Below are 15,780 nucleotides of genomic sequence, written 5' to 3'. Positions count from 1 at the left end.
TAGGCGGTGAGGACTTCTTCGGTGGGGCCGTCCATGCGGAGGACACCTTTTTCGAGCCACAGGACGCGGTCGCAGGTGTCGCGGATGGAGTTGTTGTTGTGGCTGACGAGGAAGACGGTGCCGGCCTCCTCGCGCAGTTCGCGGATGCGGGCCTCGGAGCGCTTCTGGAAGGCGCGGTCGCCGGTGGCCAGCGCCTCGTCGATCAGCAGCACGTCGTGGTCCTTGGCGGCCGCGATGGAGAACCGCAGCCGGGCCGCCATACCGGACGAGTAGGTGCGCATCGGCAGCGAGATGAAGTCGCCCTTCTCGTTGATGCCGGAGAATTCGACGATGCCGTCGTAGCGCTCGCGGACCTGTTCGCGGCTCATGCCCATCGCCAGGCCGCCCAGGAGGACGTTCTTCTCGCCGGTGAGGTCGTTCATCAGGGCCGCGTTGACGCCGAGCAGCGAGGGCTGGCCGTGGGTGTAGACCTTGCCGCGCTCGGCGGGGAGGAGGCCGGCGACCGCCTTGAGGAGCGTCGACTTGCCGGAGCCGTTGGTGCCGATCAGGCCGATCGACTCGCCGCGGTAGGCGGTGAAGGAGACGCCCTTGACCGCGTGCACCTCCCGCACGCCCGCCGAGGGGCGCCGCCGGACGATCCGGTTGAGCGCGGCGGTGGCGCTGCCCTTGCCCGCGCCGGTGCCGTAGACGCGGTAGACGATGTGCAGGTCGTCCGCGATGACGGTCGGGATGCGGGTCTCGTCCGCCGCCGTCGGCCGGGTGCCGTCCATGTCCATGTCCATGTGCTCAGCCACGTCCGTACTGCTCCTCTGCCTTCCAGAAGTACACGTACCCGACGACCCCGGCGAGCAGCGCCCAGCCGGCCGCGAACGCCCAGACGTGCGGCGGGAGCTGGTGCTTGGTGAAGCTGTCGATGAGCGAGAAGCGCATCAGGTCGATGTAGACCGCGGCGGGGTTGCCGTTGAGCAGCACCACCACGATCTGCGGGAGGTGCTTGCCCTTGAGGATCACACTGATGCTGAACATCACGCCGGAGGCGTACATCCACGTCCGCAGGATGAAGGGCATCAGCTGCGCCAGGTCCGGGGTCTTGCTGCCGAGCCGCGCCATGATCATCGCCAGGCCGGTGTTGAAGACGAACTGCAGGGTCAGCGCCGGGAACACCAGCAGCCAGGACCCGGTGGGCACCTGCCCGAAGGCCAGCAGGATGACGACCAGTACGGCCATGGAGTAGAGCAGCTGCTGCAGCTGGGCCAGGCAGAACGAGATCGGCAGGCAGGCCCGTGGGAAGTGCAGCGCGCGCACCAGGCCGAGGCTGCCGGAGATCGCCCGGGTGCCGGCCATCACCGAGTTCTGCAGGAAGGTGAAGACGAACACGCCGGTCACCAGGTACGGGATGTAGTCCGGGACGCCCTTCCGGGTGCCGATCAGCACGCCGAAGATCAAGTAGTAGACGCCGGCGTTGAGCAGCGGGGTGATCACCTGCCACAGCTGGCCGAGCTTGGCGGTGGTGTACATCGCGGTGAGCTTGGCGGTGGCGAACGAGGCGATGAAGTGCCGCCGGTGCCACAGCTGGCGGGTGTACTCGGGCAGCGAGGGGCGGGCGCCGCTGACCGTGAGGCCGTGGCGTTCGGCCAGGGCGCGCAGCTCGGGGTCGGGTGCGGCACCGGGGCCGGCCGGCCGGACGGGTGCCGGGCCGGGGGCGGGAGCCGGGGGCGCGAGGGTCTGGGGCATGCGGCCTTTTCTTTCGTGCCGGGGGCGCTTTCGTGCCGGGATGCGCTGTCGTGCGGGGGCGCGCTGTCGTACGGGCGTCGGGCTGCGTCGGGGACGTGTCGGAGCGCGTCGGGGACGGCGGACCCGGCGACGACGTCGGAACGGGTCCGTATCGTCGCGACGTCGAGACTAGGGCGGGCGTACGTCGAAACGCAACCGTAGCGTCGTGCCGCTAGGATCAAGGCATGGCAAAAAACGGCACCGAGAGCGAGAGAGGCCCGGCGGCACCCGGGGCGCGCCGGGCCCCGGCCGGCGCCGCCGTGCTGCGGGAGGACAAGACCGCCGCGATCCGCGCGGCGGTCTTCGAGGAGCTGGCCGCGGTCGGCTTCGCCCGGATGTCCATGGAGGGCATCGCCCGCCGGGCCGGGGTCGGCAAGACCGCCGTCTACCGGCGCTGGCGCTCCAAGCTGCACCTGGTCCTGGACGTGGTCTCCGCGGTCGCCGCGGCGGGGCTGCCGGCCCCGGACACCGGGACGCTGCGCGGCGATGTGCGGATGGTGCTGGAGGTCGCGGCCCGGGCGCTGCGGCACCCGATGGCGTCGCAGATCATCCCGGACCTGCTGGCCGAGGCGGCGCGCAGCCCGGAGCTGGCCGAGGCGCTCAAGGCCGCGCTGCACGACAGTCAGGAGGGGGTCGCGGCGGCGGTGGTGGCCCGGGCGGTGGAGCGCGGCGAGCTGCCCGCGGACGTCGACCACCGGCTGGCGCTGGACCTGCTGACCGGGCCGCTGTACTGGCGGCTGCTGGTGGTCCGCGACGAGGTGCCCGCGGGCTATCTCGACGCGCTGGCCGGGTCGGTGACGGCGGCACTGGGCGCGGAGTAGGCAGGACGCGCAGCCGGCGGCCGGTGGCCGTTGCTCGTGGTGGCTAGCTCTTCTTTGCGGCCGCTAGCCCTTCTTCCAGAGCGTCACCTTCGTCGCGAAGTCGGGCATGTTGCTCTCGTGGTTCGGGGTCATCCCGGTGATCTCGATCATCGCGAGGTTGCCGTCCGTGGTCTCCGTGCACAGCAGGGTGCCGACGTGGATCGTCCGGCCCTTGTCCAGCTCCTCGCGGCTGACCTTGTCCGGGAGGACGTCGGCGTGCGAACCGTCCAGGCACGCCTGGGCGGTCCGGCCGGTGCTGCGCCCCATGGGGGTGTGGAACTCCAGGCCGATCCCGGACACCCCGTTGTAGGTGATCTCGTAGGGGGCTGTGTCGATCTGGGCACCGGGGACCGACTTGGGGACGTCCAGGTCGATGTAGTTGAAGCCGGCTGCCGTAGGAGCCCGCAGCGCGAACGGGCGGTCCTTGAAGACGACCTGGTAGCCGGCGCTGCCGTCGGGCGTGGCGGTGGCGTCGCCCTTGTGGTGCGCGGGGGCGGGTGTGGCCGGGCCGGCGGGGGAGCCGTGCCGGCCGGTGGCCTCGTCGCCGGAGCCGCCGCTGCGCGCGAGCGTCCAGGTGACGGCGACCACGGCCGCCAGTGCCACCGTGGCGAGGGCGGCCCGCAGCGCGGGGTTACGCCGGGTGCCGGCCGCGGGCGCCGGTGTGCCGGGGCCCATGGTGGGCATCGCGTGCAGGCCGCCGGGCGGCGGGGGCACCGGGCCGGTGGCGCCCTGCGTCGGGGCGGCGTGCGGGCCCGCGCCCTGGGTGGGGGTGTAGCCGGTGGCGCCCTGCGTCGGGGGGTGGCCGGGGGGCGGCGGGGCCGCGGCCGGCGGCGGGTCCGGCAGTTCCCCGGCGGCGCGCTCGCGGCGGGCGATCTCGGCGGCGAGGGTGTCCGGCAGCCAGCCGTCGAAGTCCCGGGGCCCGTGCCCGGACGCCGCCCGGCACACCTCCGCCACCTCGGCGGGCGTCGGCCGCTGCCCCGGGTCGGCGGACAGGCAGCGGGTGAGCAGCGGGCGCAGCGCGTCCGGGTAGCCGGAGAGGTCCGGGGCGGCCTGCGCGGTGTTGGCGATCCGGGCGGCGACGGTGATGGCCGCGCCGTCCCCGTACGGGTGCCGGCCGGTGGCCGCGACCGCCGCGATCAGGCCCAGCGAGAAGACGTCGGCGGCGGGCGTGACCTGCTCGCCGCTCGCATGCTCGGGGGACATGTACTGCGGGGTGCCGATGAAGCCGCCGCTGCGGGTGAGCTGGGTGGCGTCGGCCGCCCGGGCGATCCCGAAGTCGATGACGTAGGGGCCCTGCGGGCCGAGCAGGATGTTGCTCGGCTTGAGGTCGCGGTGGACGACCCCGGCGGCGTGCACCGAGCCCAGCGCCCCGGCCGCCGCGCCGATCAGCCGGAAGACCGCCGGCAGCGGCAGCGGGCCGTCCCGCAGCGCCTCGTCGAGCGGCAGACCGGGGACGAACGCGGTGGCCAGCCAGGGGAGTTCGCCGCCGGTGTCGTGGTCGAGGACCGGCACGATGTGGTATCCCTGCACCCGGCGGGCGGCCCGGACCTCCTGCTCGAAGCGGTCGCGGAAGTCCGCGTCCTGACCGAACTCCCGGCGGACGACCTTCAGCGCGGCGGGCTGGTTGCCGCGGGTGCGGGTCAGGTACACCGAGCCCATACCGCCCTCGCCGAGCCGCGCCAGCAGCCGGTAGCCGGCCACCTCCCGCGGATCGTCGGCGCGCAGCGGTGCGAAGACGTCGTCGTGCGTGCGGATGTGGAGCCTCCCCCGATCGAGACCTACCGGGGGATGGTATCCGTACGCCTGTCCGGGGGAAGAGGTGGTCCGCCGTCAACTCCGGGCGGGGCGGGGGCAGTCCGGTGTACGGCGCGGGGTGCGCGGCCGGGGCCGGTCCGTCGTCCGCAGCCGTTCGCCGGCCCGTCGGCATCCCGCTGACGGGCATTCGCCCGAAAGGGTTGTGGTGCGCCCGGCGGAACCGGCGGTGCGCCGCGCGGGATCGCCCGGGCCCGCAAATACTGAGGGCGTGCCCCGGTCAGGACCGTCAGGACCGCTCGTCTCCCGCCGCCGGCTGCTCCAGGCGACCGGCGGTGCCGTTCTCGCGGCCACCGCGGGCGCCGGTGTGTGGGCCTGGGTGTCCCCCGACGCGGCCCGCCCGGCCCCGCCGGCCCGTGAGCAGCAGCCGCCCGAGGAGCTGGCCGAGCAGGTGTTCCTGCACGTCATCGCGCACCCCGACGACGGACTGTTCTTCATGAACCCGGGGCTGTACCAGGCCATCCGCAGCGGTGCGCGGGTGGTCACGGTGTGCCTGACGGGCGGTGAGTCCGACGGCCGCAACGCCCTCCGCGGCAGCGCCCTGCACGACCGGGTGGTCGCCGACCGGCCGGCCTTCGCCCGGGCCCGGGTCAACGGACTGCTCGCCGCGCACGCCCAGATGGCCACCGGCGACCGCGCCGGTGTCTGGGACGGCGAGGCCCGCACCCTGCTGCCCGGCTTCCAAGTGGAGATCCAGACGCTGCGCGCCGCCCCCCAGCACCAGCTGGTCTTCGTGGAGCTGGTCGAGGCCCGCGCGGTCTGCCAGCCGCGCGCCACCAGCCTGCGCGGCCTCTGGCTCGGGGTCGCCGACTCGCTGCCCACCCTGCGGCCCGAGGGCAGCCCCGTCCAGCGGCAGTTCCGCTACACCCGCGACCAGGTCACCGACACCCTGGCGGCGGTCCTCGACTGGGTGCGGCCCACCGTCGTCCGCACCCTGGACCCCGACGCGGTGCACTCCGACAAGCCGCCGCTGCCCGCCCCCGACCCCCGGCTGGCCGGTCTGCGCTACTTCGACCACCAGGACCACACCGCCTCCGCCCACTTCACCCAGGCGGCGCTGGCCCGCTACTGGGGACGCGGCCACCCCGCCCCGGCCATCGTGGAGAGCTACCTCGGCTACGAGCTCGGGGTGCTGCCCAACGACCTCGACCTGTCCACCGCCCGCCGCAAGGCCGGCACGCTCGACGTCTACGGCTGGGCCGACCACCGCCCGTGCGGCGACCCGGCCGGCTGCGGCGACCGCAAGGTCGGCGACACGGCCCTCAACGGCAGCCCGCGGAACTGGACCCGCAGCACCCGGCTGCGCGCCCCCGGCTCCAACGCCTGGGTGCGGCCGGCCCGGGACGGGCGGCTGACCGCCTTCGCGGTGCTCGGCGGGGCCGCGTACTGCTGGGCGGAGACCGGGCCGGGCAGCGGCCGGTTCGGCGCCCCGGCCCGGGTCGGCGGGGAGTCGCTGGAGGGGCAGATCCACGCGGTGCGCCATCCCGACGGCACCCTTCAGCTGTTCGCGTCCCGGACGGTGCTGCCGGGGCCGGGCACGGAGCACCGGCGCGAGCTGGTCACCGCGCGGCAGACCGGCACCGGCCGGGGCGGATCGCCGGCCTTCGGGGCGTGGGAGTCGCTGGGGTCCCCGGAACGGGATGCGGTCCGGTCGCTGGAGGTCGGGTTCCCCGCCGCGGTGGCCGCCCGGGACGGCACGGTGCACGTCTTCGTGAAGACCTGGGACGGCGGCGTCGGCCACTGCAGCGGGCCGCACGGCGCGCAGTGGTCGCCGTGGGACCGGCTGGAGGGCCCGGCCGGCGTCGGCACCCTCAGGGCGTCCCCGCAGGTCGTCGACGGGATCGACGCCTGTGTGGACGCCGAGGGGCTGATCCACCTGGTCGCGCCCAGCGTGCGGACCGTCCAGCACTGGGTGTCCAAGGAGCCGGGGGAGACGCCGCGGCCGGGCGCGGCCACCGGGCTGCCGGAGCCGGGCGGGCCGGTCAGCATCGCCCCGCTGGCCGGCGGTGTGGTGCGGATCGCCTACCGGCAGACGGGGACCGCGCGGGTGGTGATCGCCGAGCGGCAGCGGGCGATCGGCAGCTGGCGGGTCTCCGGGCAGTGCGAACGGGCCGGCGGCTACGGGCGGGTGGCACTGGCGCCGGCCGGCCGCGGCGACCGGATGGTGCTGGCCGGCCGGGACGACGCCGGCGACGTCCGGGTGGCGATGGCGCAGGCCGCGCCCAAGCCCTGGCAGCGGTGCCGGCTGGCGCACTCGGCGGCGGCCGGGGTGGCCGGCGACACGGCCGGCCGGGCGGTGCTGGTCGCCCTCGGCAACGACGGCCGGCTGTACGCGGCCCGGCAGGGCAAGCCCGGGCAGACCGCGCCGTTCCTGGCCTGGCGCGCGCAGGGCCGGTGACGGAAAGCCCGCCCGCCTTCCGGGCGGACGACGGGAGTTCGACGACCGTGTCTAGGCCGACCGCCCCGAGCGCACCGGTGGCGGCTCGGGCTGATCGGGCTGTTCGGGGGTGGGGGCCGGGCGGACCGGTGGTCGGAGGATCCGGCGGGAGACCAGGAAGGTGACCGGCAGCGCCAGCAGGGCCGCGGCCAGCGGCGCCGCCACGCTGTCCATCCCCAGCCAGCTCACCAGCGCCACCAGACCGGCGCTCTGCACCGCGTAGTTGGTGACCTGGGTCAGCGGGAAGAGCAGGAACTTCCGCCAGGTGGGGCGGGTGCGGTAGGTGAAGTAGGTGTTGAGGAAGAACGAGCCGACCAGGCTGAGGACGAAGCCCGCCGTGTAGGCCGCGAAGTACGGCAGCAGCCGGTGCAGCGGCAGGTAACAGGCGTAGAAGGTCACGGTGTTGACGACGCCGACCGCCGTGAACCGGACGACCTGGCCCCACGGGACCGCCGCGGCCGGACCGCGCATCAGCGGGACCGCGGGCCGACGGCGGCGGTCCCGGGCGGGGCGGACGCGGGCACCGGGTCGGGCGGCGGGGCGACGCCGTCGCTCTCCTTGACCAGGAAGTGCGGACGCCGCTTGGTCTCGTAGTAGATCCGCCCGATGTACTCGCCGATCAGCCCGAGCATCACCATCTGGAGGCCGCCCAGTCCCACGATGATGGCCACCAGCGTCACATAGCCGGGCGCGGTGACCCCGCCGGCGACGGCCGCGCCGATGACCCACAGGGCGTAGAGGGTGGCGAGCAGCGCCAGGCCGAGGCCGGCGTAGATGGCGGCGCGCAGCGGGCGGCAGTTGAAGGAGATCATGCCGTCGATGCCGTAGTTGACCAGTGCGCCGAAGCGCCACTTGGTCTCGCCGGCCTCCCGGGCGGCGTTGCGGTAGTCGAAGCTGACGGTGTCGAAGCCGATCCAGGAGAACAGGCCCTTGGAGAAGCGGTTGTACTCGGGCAGCGAGACCAGCGCGTCCACGGCCTTGCGGGACAGCAGCCGGAAGTCGCCCGCGCCGTCGACCAGTTCGACGTCGATCCAGGTGTTGACGGCGCGGTAGTAGAGGCGGCTGAGGGTGGTGCGCAGCCGCCGGTCGCCGTCCCGGCTGCGCCGGGCGATGACCTGGTCGTGGCCGAGCTGGTAGAGGTCGAGCATCTTCTCGATCAGCTCCGGCGGGTGCTGGAGGTCGGCGTCCATGAGGATCACCGCGTCGCCGGTGGCCGCCCGGAGCCCGGCCAGCATCGCCGGCTCCTTGCCGAAGTTGCGGCTGAAGGAGAGGTAGCGGGTGGTGCCGCGGTGCTGCTGGGCCAGGGCGCGGATCCGGGGCAGGGTCCCGTCGAGGCTGCCGTCGTCCACGTAGCACAGCTCGTACTCCACCGCGAGGCCGTCGAGGACCGCGCGCAGCTGGTCGTCGAAGCGGCCTATGACGGCCTCTTCGTTGTAGCAGGGGACGACGATGGAGAGCTTCATGAGCGGGCCGTTCGCCGGAGTTCGCCGGGTTTCAGGGGACGCCCGCGCGGGCGTCCCCTGAAAGGCCATTTTACGAATCGGGATGAAACGCACTATTCGGGAAGGCAGATGGAGGGGGACGGCGCCGCCGGCGGCGGACCGCCGTGGTACCGGCCACCGCCCCCACCGCCAGCACCCCCGCACCGCTCACCGCAAGCCCCGCGGCCAGCCCCGGAGGCTCGTACGCACAGCTCAGCCGGGTCGCCCCGCGGCGCAGCGGCACGGCCGCCAGACCGCCGAACGACCCGGGCGCCCGGACCGGCCCGCCGTCCACCGAACAGCCCCATCCGGACACCGCCGGCAGGGCGAGCACCGCGGTCCCCGCCGCCCCCGGACGCAGCCGCGCCGTCAGGTCGTGGCCGCCCGCGGTGAGCCGCACCGGCCCCTCCAGCGCCCGCACCGCCGCGGCCAGCCGCCCCGTGGAGAGACAGCCCACGGCTCGCTCCGGCACGAACGCGCGGCGCTGCCCGGTGAACCGCACCCGCACCACCCCGTCCGCCGGTACGGTGCCCAGGCGCCGCAGCGGGTTGGCGGTGCCGTCCCACTGGCCCACCGCCCGGGCGGCCCCGCCCGGCCCGGCGACCTCGCCCGCGAACCACGGCGCGTACCACAGCGCCAGGCTGCCCGGGGTGCACCGCGCGGTGAAGGCCGCCCCGGCGCCCGGCGCGTCGGGCCTGGGCAGCACGCCGGCGTCCGTGCCGGGCAGCGGGCGGTCCGGCAGCAGCCAGCCGCCGGGCGCCCGCTGCGGGGCCGGGCCGGCGCCGGGCACCAGCCGCGGCACCTCGTAGACGCGGGCGCCGAGCACCCGCTCCTGGCGGGCGAAGACGGTGTCCGGGCCGGCGCCGGGCCCCGGCAGCGGCCCGCGCCGCACGGTCAGCAGCGGCGCCGGCCGCCCGCGCACCACCGTCAGCCGGCCGCGCGGCGCACCCGGCGCCGGCGGCACCAGCGCACTGCCCACCCCCATCAGGGCCCGCCCCACCGGGTCCTGGAAGCTGAGCGTGTGCCGCCCCCGGATGTACCAGCCGGCGCCCAGCCCGCGCAGCGTCCGGGCGGCCGCCGCCGGCACATAGCTGCTGTAGTACGCGCCGCCCTCGCCGCCGATCAGCAGCGGATCGTTGTCGGCGAACTCGTGCGGGCCCGGGTCCGTACGGGACCGCGGCCAGTCGTCCCGGGCGGCCAGTCCGCGCCGGGCGGCCAGCGCCCGTTCGGACATGGTGGGCTTCGGCCGGAACCACGGGATCGCGTCCCGCGCGGCGGTCACCGAGAACGCCGTGTAGGCCGCGGTCAGCGTCACCACGGCGGCCAGCGCCCCGGTGGCCGCCGCCCGGCCCCGCCGCCGCGCCCGCAGGCGGGCCGGCGCCGCCAGCGCCGCCAGGACCAGCGCCCCGCCGCCCGCCACCACGAGCCAGGTCGCGCCGCTCACTGCGCTCCGGTTCCGGCAGCACACCAGCAGCGCCGCGACCAGCCCCGCCCCCGCGGCCAGCTCCCGCGGCCGCGGGCGGTGCGCCAGCGCCAGCCAGGCGATCATCACCAGCACCCCGCTCAGCACGAACGCGACCCGGTACGGGCTCCCGTTGGGCAGCGCCAGGCCGTGCCACAGCAGGATCGTCGGCTTCCACACGAACGACGCGCCCATCCCCAGTGCGAGCAGCGTCCACCCGACCCGGGCCCGCACCGGCACCGCCCGGACGAACGGGAAGGCCGCCGCCAGCAGCAGCGCCGCCACCCCGACCGAGATGTTCGGCGCCGGCACCGTGCCGTGCCCGGGCGGCAGCAGCTTCGCCAGCTGGTCCAGCAGCGGCGGCCGCCCCTCGTACACCGCCGGGGGCGGCTGCTGCGAGGCCCGGCTGGCCCGCAGCGTCACCGTCAGCACCGGCGCGGCCAGCGCGATCCCGGCCGCCGCCGTACCGGCCGCCCGGCCCGCCACCCGCAGCCGCCCGCCCCCGGGCCCGGCGCCGCCCCGCTCCGCCGGCCCCTCCACCCACAGCCGCACCACCAGCACCAGCCCCGTCGCCAGCGTCGCCATCGCCGCGGTGTAGAAGTTCCCGGCCCACGCCACCGCCACCAGCAGCGTCCCGGCCACCCACCGCACCCGCCGCAGGCACCAGTCCGCCGCGATCCCCAGCAGCGGCAGCGACACCAGCCCCCACATCCACATCGGATCGGCGTACCCGTCGCTCAGCACCCACGCGCACAGCCCGTACCCCACCGCCAGCAGCGCCCGCAGCCCGCCCGGCCCGGCCCGCAGCCGCCCCAGCAGAACGGTCATCAGCGCCGCGCCCAGCCCGATGCTCAGCAGCGTCACCAGGAACACCGGCAGATCCACCAGCGCCCGCGGGAACACCCCCACCAGCAGCGAGAACGGGTTCATCAGATACGTGACGAAGTCCGCCAGGAACGGGACGCCGTACCCGCTGCCCCAGTTGAAGAACAGGTCCCCGTGGGCGCCGCCGTGCAACAGGTCCCACAGCCGGGCGTGGAAGGGCACGAACTGGTTGCCCAGATCGTTCACCGAACGGGGCCGCGGCCCGAACGGATAGCTTCCGTGGACGGCCAGCGCCAGGCAGTACGCGCCCATGGACAGCAGCGCCGCGAGCCCGGGCGCGGCCGCCCGGCGCCGGGCCGGCCCCGCGGGTGCGGCACGGGTCGCGCCGGACGGACTCCGGGCAACCTCCCGGTCCCGGACCCCCTCTTGGGGGGCGGAAGGTGTCGGGCTCACCGGCGCTCCTCCGAGGTCGGCGCGGTCCCCCGCGCACAGACAGGCAGCGAACGATTTATATGGCTTGATGGCTTGATAGTCCGTTTTACCCCGGAGGGGGCGGGGTAGGGCGAGGACCCGCAGAAAGGAACGGAGGCCACTGTTCCCGTGTCCCGCAACTCCGCTCGTCCCGAGGACGGCACCGGTGGCCCCGGCCACCCGCACGGCCCCGACGCCCCGACCGTCACCGTGATCGTGCCGGTCCACGACACCCGCCGCTACTTGGACCGCAGCCTCGGCTCGGTCTTCGCCCAGACCCTCGACCCGGACCGCATCGAGATCATCGCCGTCGACGACGGCTCCACCGACGGCAGCGCCGCCTGGCTCGACGAGGCCGCCGCCGCCCACCCCCGCCTCACGGTCGTCCACCAGCCCGCCTCCGGCGGCGCCGGGAGACCCCGCAACGTCGGCCTGGACCGCGCCACCGGCGACTACGTCTTCTTCCTCGACTCCGACGACCACCTCGGCCCCGAGGCCCTGGACCGCCTCACCCGGATGGCCGAGGAGCACGGCTCCGACATCGTCTACGGCCGCATCGTCGGCACCGACGGCCGCGGCGCCCCCGTCGACCTGCGCACCACCAGCCCCCGCGTCTCGGTCTTCGACTCACCCGTCTACTGGTCGCTGGCCGCCTACAAGCTCTTCCGCCGCTCCTTCGTCGAGCGCCACCACCTGCGCTTCGTCGAGGGCCGGCTGCTCGCCGAGGACCTCCCCTTCGGCATCGCCGCCCTGCTGCGCGCCGGCACCGTCTCCGTCCTCGCCGACTACGACTGCTACTACCTGCACGGCCGCGCGGACGACAGCAACGCCTCCCGCCAGGACATGGACTGGCCCGCCTACCTCGCCTACATCGACACCGTCCTGGCCGGCCTCGCCGCCGAGGTCCCACCCGGCCCGGACCGCGACAAACTGATGGTCCGCCACTTCCACGGCGAGATACTCATGCCGTTCGCGGCCCCCTACCTCGCCCGGGACGAGGCCGGCCGGCGCGCGATGCGCGAGGCCGCCCGCCCCCTCGTCGACCGCTATCTGACCGACCGGGTCTCCGCCGCCCTCCCGCCCGGCCTCCGACTCCGCGCCCACTGCCTGCGCGCCGGCCTCGACACCGAACTGACCGACGTCGTCCGGGCCGACTCCGCCCCCGGCACCGCACCCGCGGCCGGCCGCCCCCGCATCGAGAACGGCCGCGCCTACGCCGCCTACCCGCACTTCCGCGACCCGGACCACCCGCTGCCGGACGCCCTCTACGACCTCACCGACCGGATCGCCGTCCACCAGCGCCTCACCGGCCTCCAGTGGGTCGGCGGCGTCCTCCACCTCCACGGCACCGCCACCCTCCGTGCCACCGGTCCCGTCGGGGCCGATCACGTGGATCTCGTCCTCCACCGCAGCGGCGCCCACCTCCGCGTCCCCGCCTCGCTCGGCCCCGACGACACCTGGCACGCCGCCCTCGATCCGGCCACCGCCGCCCACGGCACCCCACTGGCGGACGGCATCTGGGGCCTGAAGATCGCGGTGGCGGCGGAGGGGGACGGGGCCGACGCCGGGGTGGACACCGGTGTCGACGCCGGCGTGGACGCCGCCGGCCTCCGCCGTGAAGCCTGGCTCGTCCCCGAAGGCGGCGCACCGGCCACCGACACCACGCCCCGCGTCGTCGGCCACGGCCCCGAAGGACCCACCGTCGCCGCCCTCTTCCTCTCCTCCCCGCACGGCCACCTCCACCTCGACCTGGACCACGACGGCGCCCGCCGCCCGCTCGGCACCGACCTCCGGGGCGAGGCCGCCTGCACCCGCACCGGCCGCGCCACGGTCGCCGCCCGCGTCACCCTCCCCGGCTGCCCCGCCGACGCCGGCCTCCAGTTCGTGCTGCGCGACGCCACCCGCTGCGTGGCCCTGCGCACCACCGTCGAACGCGGCGCCGGCGACCGCTACCGCGCCCGCTCCCGCCTCCGCAGCGGCCCCCCGGGCACCTGGCGGGTCGCCCTCCGCCTCACCGCCGGCGGCCTGCGCCGCGAACTCCCGGTCCGATCGGCCGACGGCCGCGGCCCGTTGACACTCACGGTGCCGCCGGCGGGGGCTGACGGGAAGGGCTGACGAGGGCGCCGGGCGCTTCTGACGGATCTCCGTGTCAGAGCCGTGTCAGCCGCACGTCAGGCCGGCACGCGACGGTGGTCGCAACGGCCGTCACGGCCGCAACGGCCGCCACGAAAGGGCACCCCCATGAGCCAGCCGCCTCCCGTCCCGCAGGGCCTCCCCATGGACCGCGATGCGGGCCCCTTCGACCCGCCCAGCCGGATCACCCGGCTGCGCGAGACCCGCCCGGTCAGCCCCCTGGCCTTCCCCGACGGACACCAGGGCTGGCTCGTCACCGGCTACGAAGAGGTCCGCCGGCTCATGGCCGACACCCGGTTCAGCTCCCGCCAGGACATCGGTGTGCTCCACGTGCCGTACGAGACCCCCGGCATGCCCACCCCCACCGAACCGTCCCCGCAGATACCGGGCCTGTTCGTCGCCATGGACCCGCCGGACCACACCCGGCTGCGGCGCCGGCTCACCGGCGCCTTCACCGTCAAACGCATGAAGCAGCTGGAGGACCACATCATCGAGATCACCGAGCGGCAACTGGACGAACTGGCCCGCCTCGCCCCGCCGGTGGACCTCGTCAAGGAGTTCGCGCTGCCGGTGCCCTCCCTGGTGATCTGCGCACTGCTCGGCGTCCCCTACGCGGACCGCGACACCTTCCAGGTCAACTCCGCTAAATTCATGGAAAAGGACATCGCGCTCGACGAGAAGATGGCCGCGTACGGCGCACTGACCTCGTACCTCGCCGAACTGGTCACCCGCAAACGCGCCGAACCCGGCGAGGACGTCCTCTCCGACCTCGCCCGCCACGAGGACCTCAGCATCGAGGAGTTGACCGGCGCCGCCTTCCTGCTGCTGCTCGCGGGCCACGAGACCACCGCCAACATGCTGGCCCTGGGCACCTTCGCGCTGCTGGAGCACCCCGAGCAGCTGGCCGAACTGCGCGCCGACCCGGAGCTGCTCCCCGACGCGGTCGAGGAACTCCTGCGCTATCTGTCCGTCGGCGACATCTTCTACCGCTACGCCACGGAGGACCTCGAACTCGGCGGCGAAACGATCACCGAGGGATCGACCGTCGTGGTCTCGCTGCTGGCCGCCAACCGCGACCCCCGGCGCTTCGAGAACCCCGACACCCTGGACCTCCACCGCAGGGCCCGCGGCCACCTCTCCTTCGGCCACGGCATCCACCAGTGCCTCGGCCAGCAACTGGCCCGCATCGAGATGCGCGCCGGTTTCGGCGGCCTGCTGCGCCGCTTCCCGACCCTCGAACTCGCCGTCCCCGCCCACGAGGTGCGGCTCCGGACCGACATGAACATCTACGGCGTCCACGAACTCCCGGTCACCTGGACCGAAAAGACCCGGTAGCCAAACCTCATCGACTTCTTCTAGCCTTTATAGAACAAGTCGAGGGATCGGCTCATGGCTCAACTCACTGGGGGGTTTGATGCGTTCGCGCTCTTCTTGGTGCAGCAGGGTGCTGACCGGGCTGGCGGTGGCGGTGGTCGTCGCGGCCGGGCCGGCGGGGAACGTGGCCGGGGCGGTCGCGGCTCCGCGGGCCGCCGCCGCGGTCGTGCCCGCCCAGGACCGCGAGGTCCGCTTCGTCGCCGACGGCACCACGGCGTACGGCACGGTGCACATCCCCGCCCACCGGGCGGGCCACCGGCTGGCCGCGGCGCTGCTGATACCCGGCAGCGGGCCGACCGACCGCAACGGCGACGAGCCGCCCGGACTCACCCCGCACACCCTGGCCCTCCTCGCGGGCGCGCTCGGCGAGGACGGTGTGATGACCCTGCGGTTCGACAAGTACGGCACCGGGCGGACGGGGCTCGGCGGCCGGCACCGCGCACCCGACATGGCCGCCTACACCCGCCAGGCCGTGGCCGCGTACGACACCCTGCGCGCCCAGCCGGAGGCCGACCCGCGTGCGCTGCTCGTGGTCGGGCACAGCGAGGGCGGCCTCCAGGCGCTGCTCGTCGACCGCGCGGTGCGGGCGAAGCCCGCCGGGCTCGCGCTGCTCGCGCCGCAGGACGTGCGGCTGCTGGACATGGTCGGGTTCCAGTTGGCGGACGGTCTGGACCGGGCGGTCCGGGCCGGTCGACTGAGCGCCGAGCAGGCCGAGTTGAACAAGAAGGGGGTGGCCAGGGCCGTCGCGGACTTCCGGGGTGGGCGGCCGGTGGACACGTCGGGGCTGCTGCCGTCCGTCGCCGCCCTCCTGAACGGCATGTTCGGGCCGGTCAACGCGGACTTCGTGCGCAGCGACGACGCGCTCTACCCGCCGGCCGTGGCCCGGGACGTCGCGCCCGGCACGCGGACGCTCGTCACCTGCGGCACGGCGGACGTCAATGTGCCGTGCCGGACCGTGCCGGCGCTGCTGTCCGGCCTCGCCGCGGCCCGCACCACCGGCCCCGGGCCGCGGGTGCTGCCCGGTGTCGACCATCTGCTGCACCCGGCGGGCACACCGGCCGACGCGCCGGTGATCGCCCCGGCGGCACGGCGGGCCCTGCACGACTTCGTCCGGCCCTGGCGGCAGGGGGCGGTCGGCTGAGGCCCGGGCCC

11 protein-coding genes are annotated in these 15,780 nt (G+C 75.0%); 5 read left to right on the top strand and 6 right to left on the bottom strand.

Translation table 11 applies throughout. The features are described from left to right. On the bottom strand, positions 1-782 hold a 782-nt coding region (locus tag B073_RS41955), incomplete at its 3' end, for an ABC transporter ATP-binding protein (RefSeq protein WP_018542370.1). Positions 783-786: 4 nt separating this feature from the next. After that, entirely contained in the window at positions 787-1,734 is a 948-nt protein-coding gene (locus B073_RS0133095) for an ABC transporter permease (RefSeq protein WP_018542369.1), read from the bottom strand. Positions 1,735-1,958: 224 nt separating this feature from the next. Between B073_RS0133095 and B073_RS0133090 the strand changes: the two genes are divergently transcribed. Beyond that, a complete protein-coding gene (locus B073_RS0133090) occupies positions 1,959-2,594 on the top strand; it encodes a TetR/AcrR family transcriptional regulator (RefSeq protein ID WP_018542368.1) in 636 nt (211 codons plus the stop codon). Between the two features lie 63 nt (positions 2,595-2,657). Here the strand turns inward: B073_RS0133090 and B073_RS0133085 are convergent, their stop codons facing one another. Next, the gene (locus B073_RS0133085; RefSeq protein ID WP_018542367.1) at positions 2,658-4,334 is read right to left on the bottom strand and encodes a serine/threonine-protein kinase; all 1,677 of its coding nucleotides are present in this window, start codon (positions 4,332-4,334) and stop codon (positions 2,658-2,660) included. Positions 4,335-4,656: 322 nt separating this feature from the next. Here B073_RS0133085 and B073_RS0133080 point away from each other — a divergent pair, with 322 nt between their 5' ends. After that, on the top strand, positions 4,657-6,843 hold the full coding sequence (locus tag B073_RS0133080) for a PIG-L family deacetylase (protein ID WP_018542366.1): 2,187 nt from the start codon (positions 4,657-4,659) through the stop codon (positions 6,841-6,843). Between the two features lie 51 nt (positions 6,844-6,894). Here the strand turns inward: B073_RS0133080 and B073_RS0133075 are convergent, their stop codons facing one another. The 3 genes from B073_RS0133075 to B073_RS0133065 form a co-directional block, all read right to left on the bottom strand. Further along, positions 6,895-7,353: a GtrA family protein gene (locus B073_RS0133075; protein ID WP_018542365.1), complete on the bottom strand. Its 459-nt coding sequence runs from the start codon at positions 7,351-7,353 to the stop codon at positions 6,895-6,897. Then, a complete protein-coding gene (locus tag B073_RS41950) occupies positions 7,353-8,345 on the bottom strand; it encodes a glycosyltransferase family 2 protein (RefSeq protein ID WP_018542364.1) in 993 nt (330 codons plus the stop codon). The genes B073_RS0133075 and B073_RS41950 overlap by 1 nt, the downstream gene beginning before the upstream one ends. Before the next feature lie 70 nt (positions 8,346-8,415). Next, positions 8,416-11,103, bottom strand: coding sequence for a YfhO family protein (locus tag B073_RS0133065; RefSeq protein WP_018542363.1), 2,688 nt, complete (start codon positions 11,101-11,103; stop codon positions 8,416-8,418). 147 nt (positions 11,104-11,250) lie between these two features. On the opposite strand from B073_RS0133065, the gene B073_RS0133060 reads away from it, so the two are divergent. The 3 genes from B073_RS0133060 to B073_RS0133050 all read left to right on the top strand — a co-directional run bounded on the left by B073_RS0133060 (position 11,251) and on the right by B073_RS0133050 (position 15,769). Then, positions 11,251-13,236, top strand: coding sequence for a glycosyltransferase family 2 protein (locus tag B073_RS0133060; RefSeq protein ID WP_018542362.1), 1,986 nt, complete (start codon positions 11,251-11,253; stop codon positions 13,234-13,236). A 126-nt stretch (positions 13,237-13,362) separates the two neighbouring features. Next, complete coding sequence (locus B073_RS0133055; RefSeq protein WP_026247955.1) at positions 13,363-14,589, top strand: cytochrome P450; 1,227 nt, start codon at positions 13,363-13,365, stop codon at positions 14,587-14,589. Between the two features lie 109 nt (positions 14,590-14,698). Further along, positions 14,699-15,769 carry a serine aminopeptidase domain-containing protein gene (locus B073_RS0133050; RefSeq protein ID WP_018542360.1) on the top strand — a complete coding sequence of 357 codons (1,071 nt, stop codon included), beginning with the start codon at positions 14,699-14,701 and terminating at the stop codon, positions 15,767-15,769. The last annotated feature ends 11 nt before the right edge of the window (positions 15,770-15,780 follow it).

Origin of the sequence: Streptomyces sp. MspMP-M5 (genome assembly GCF_000373585.1) — a bacterium.
GTDB lineage: Bacteria > Actinomycetota > Actinomycetes > Streptomycetales > Streptomycetaceae > Streptomyces.
Note: the sequence above shows the minus strand (reverse complement) of the source record. Positions and strands in the feature narration are given on the sequence as shown.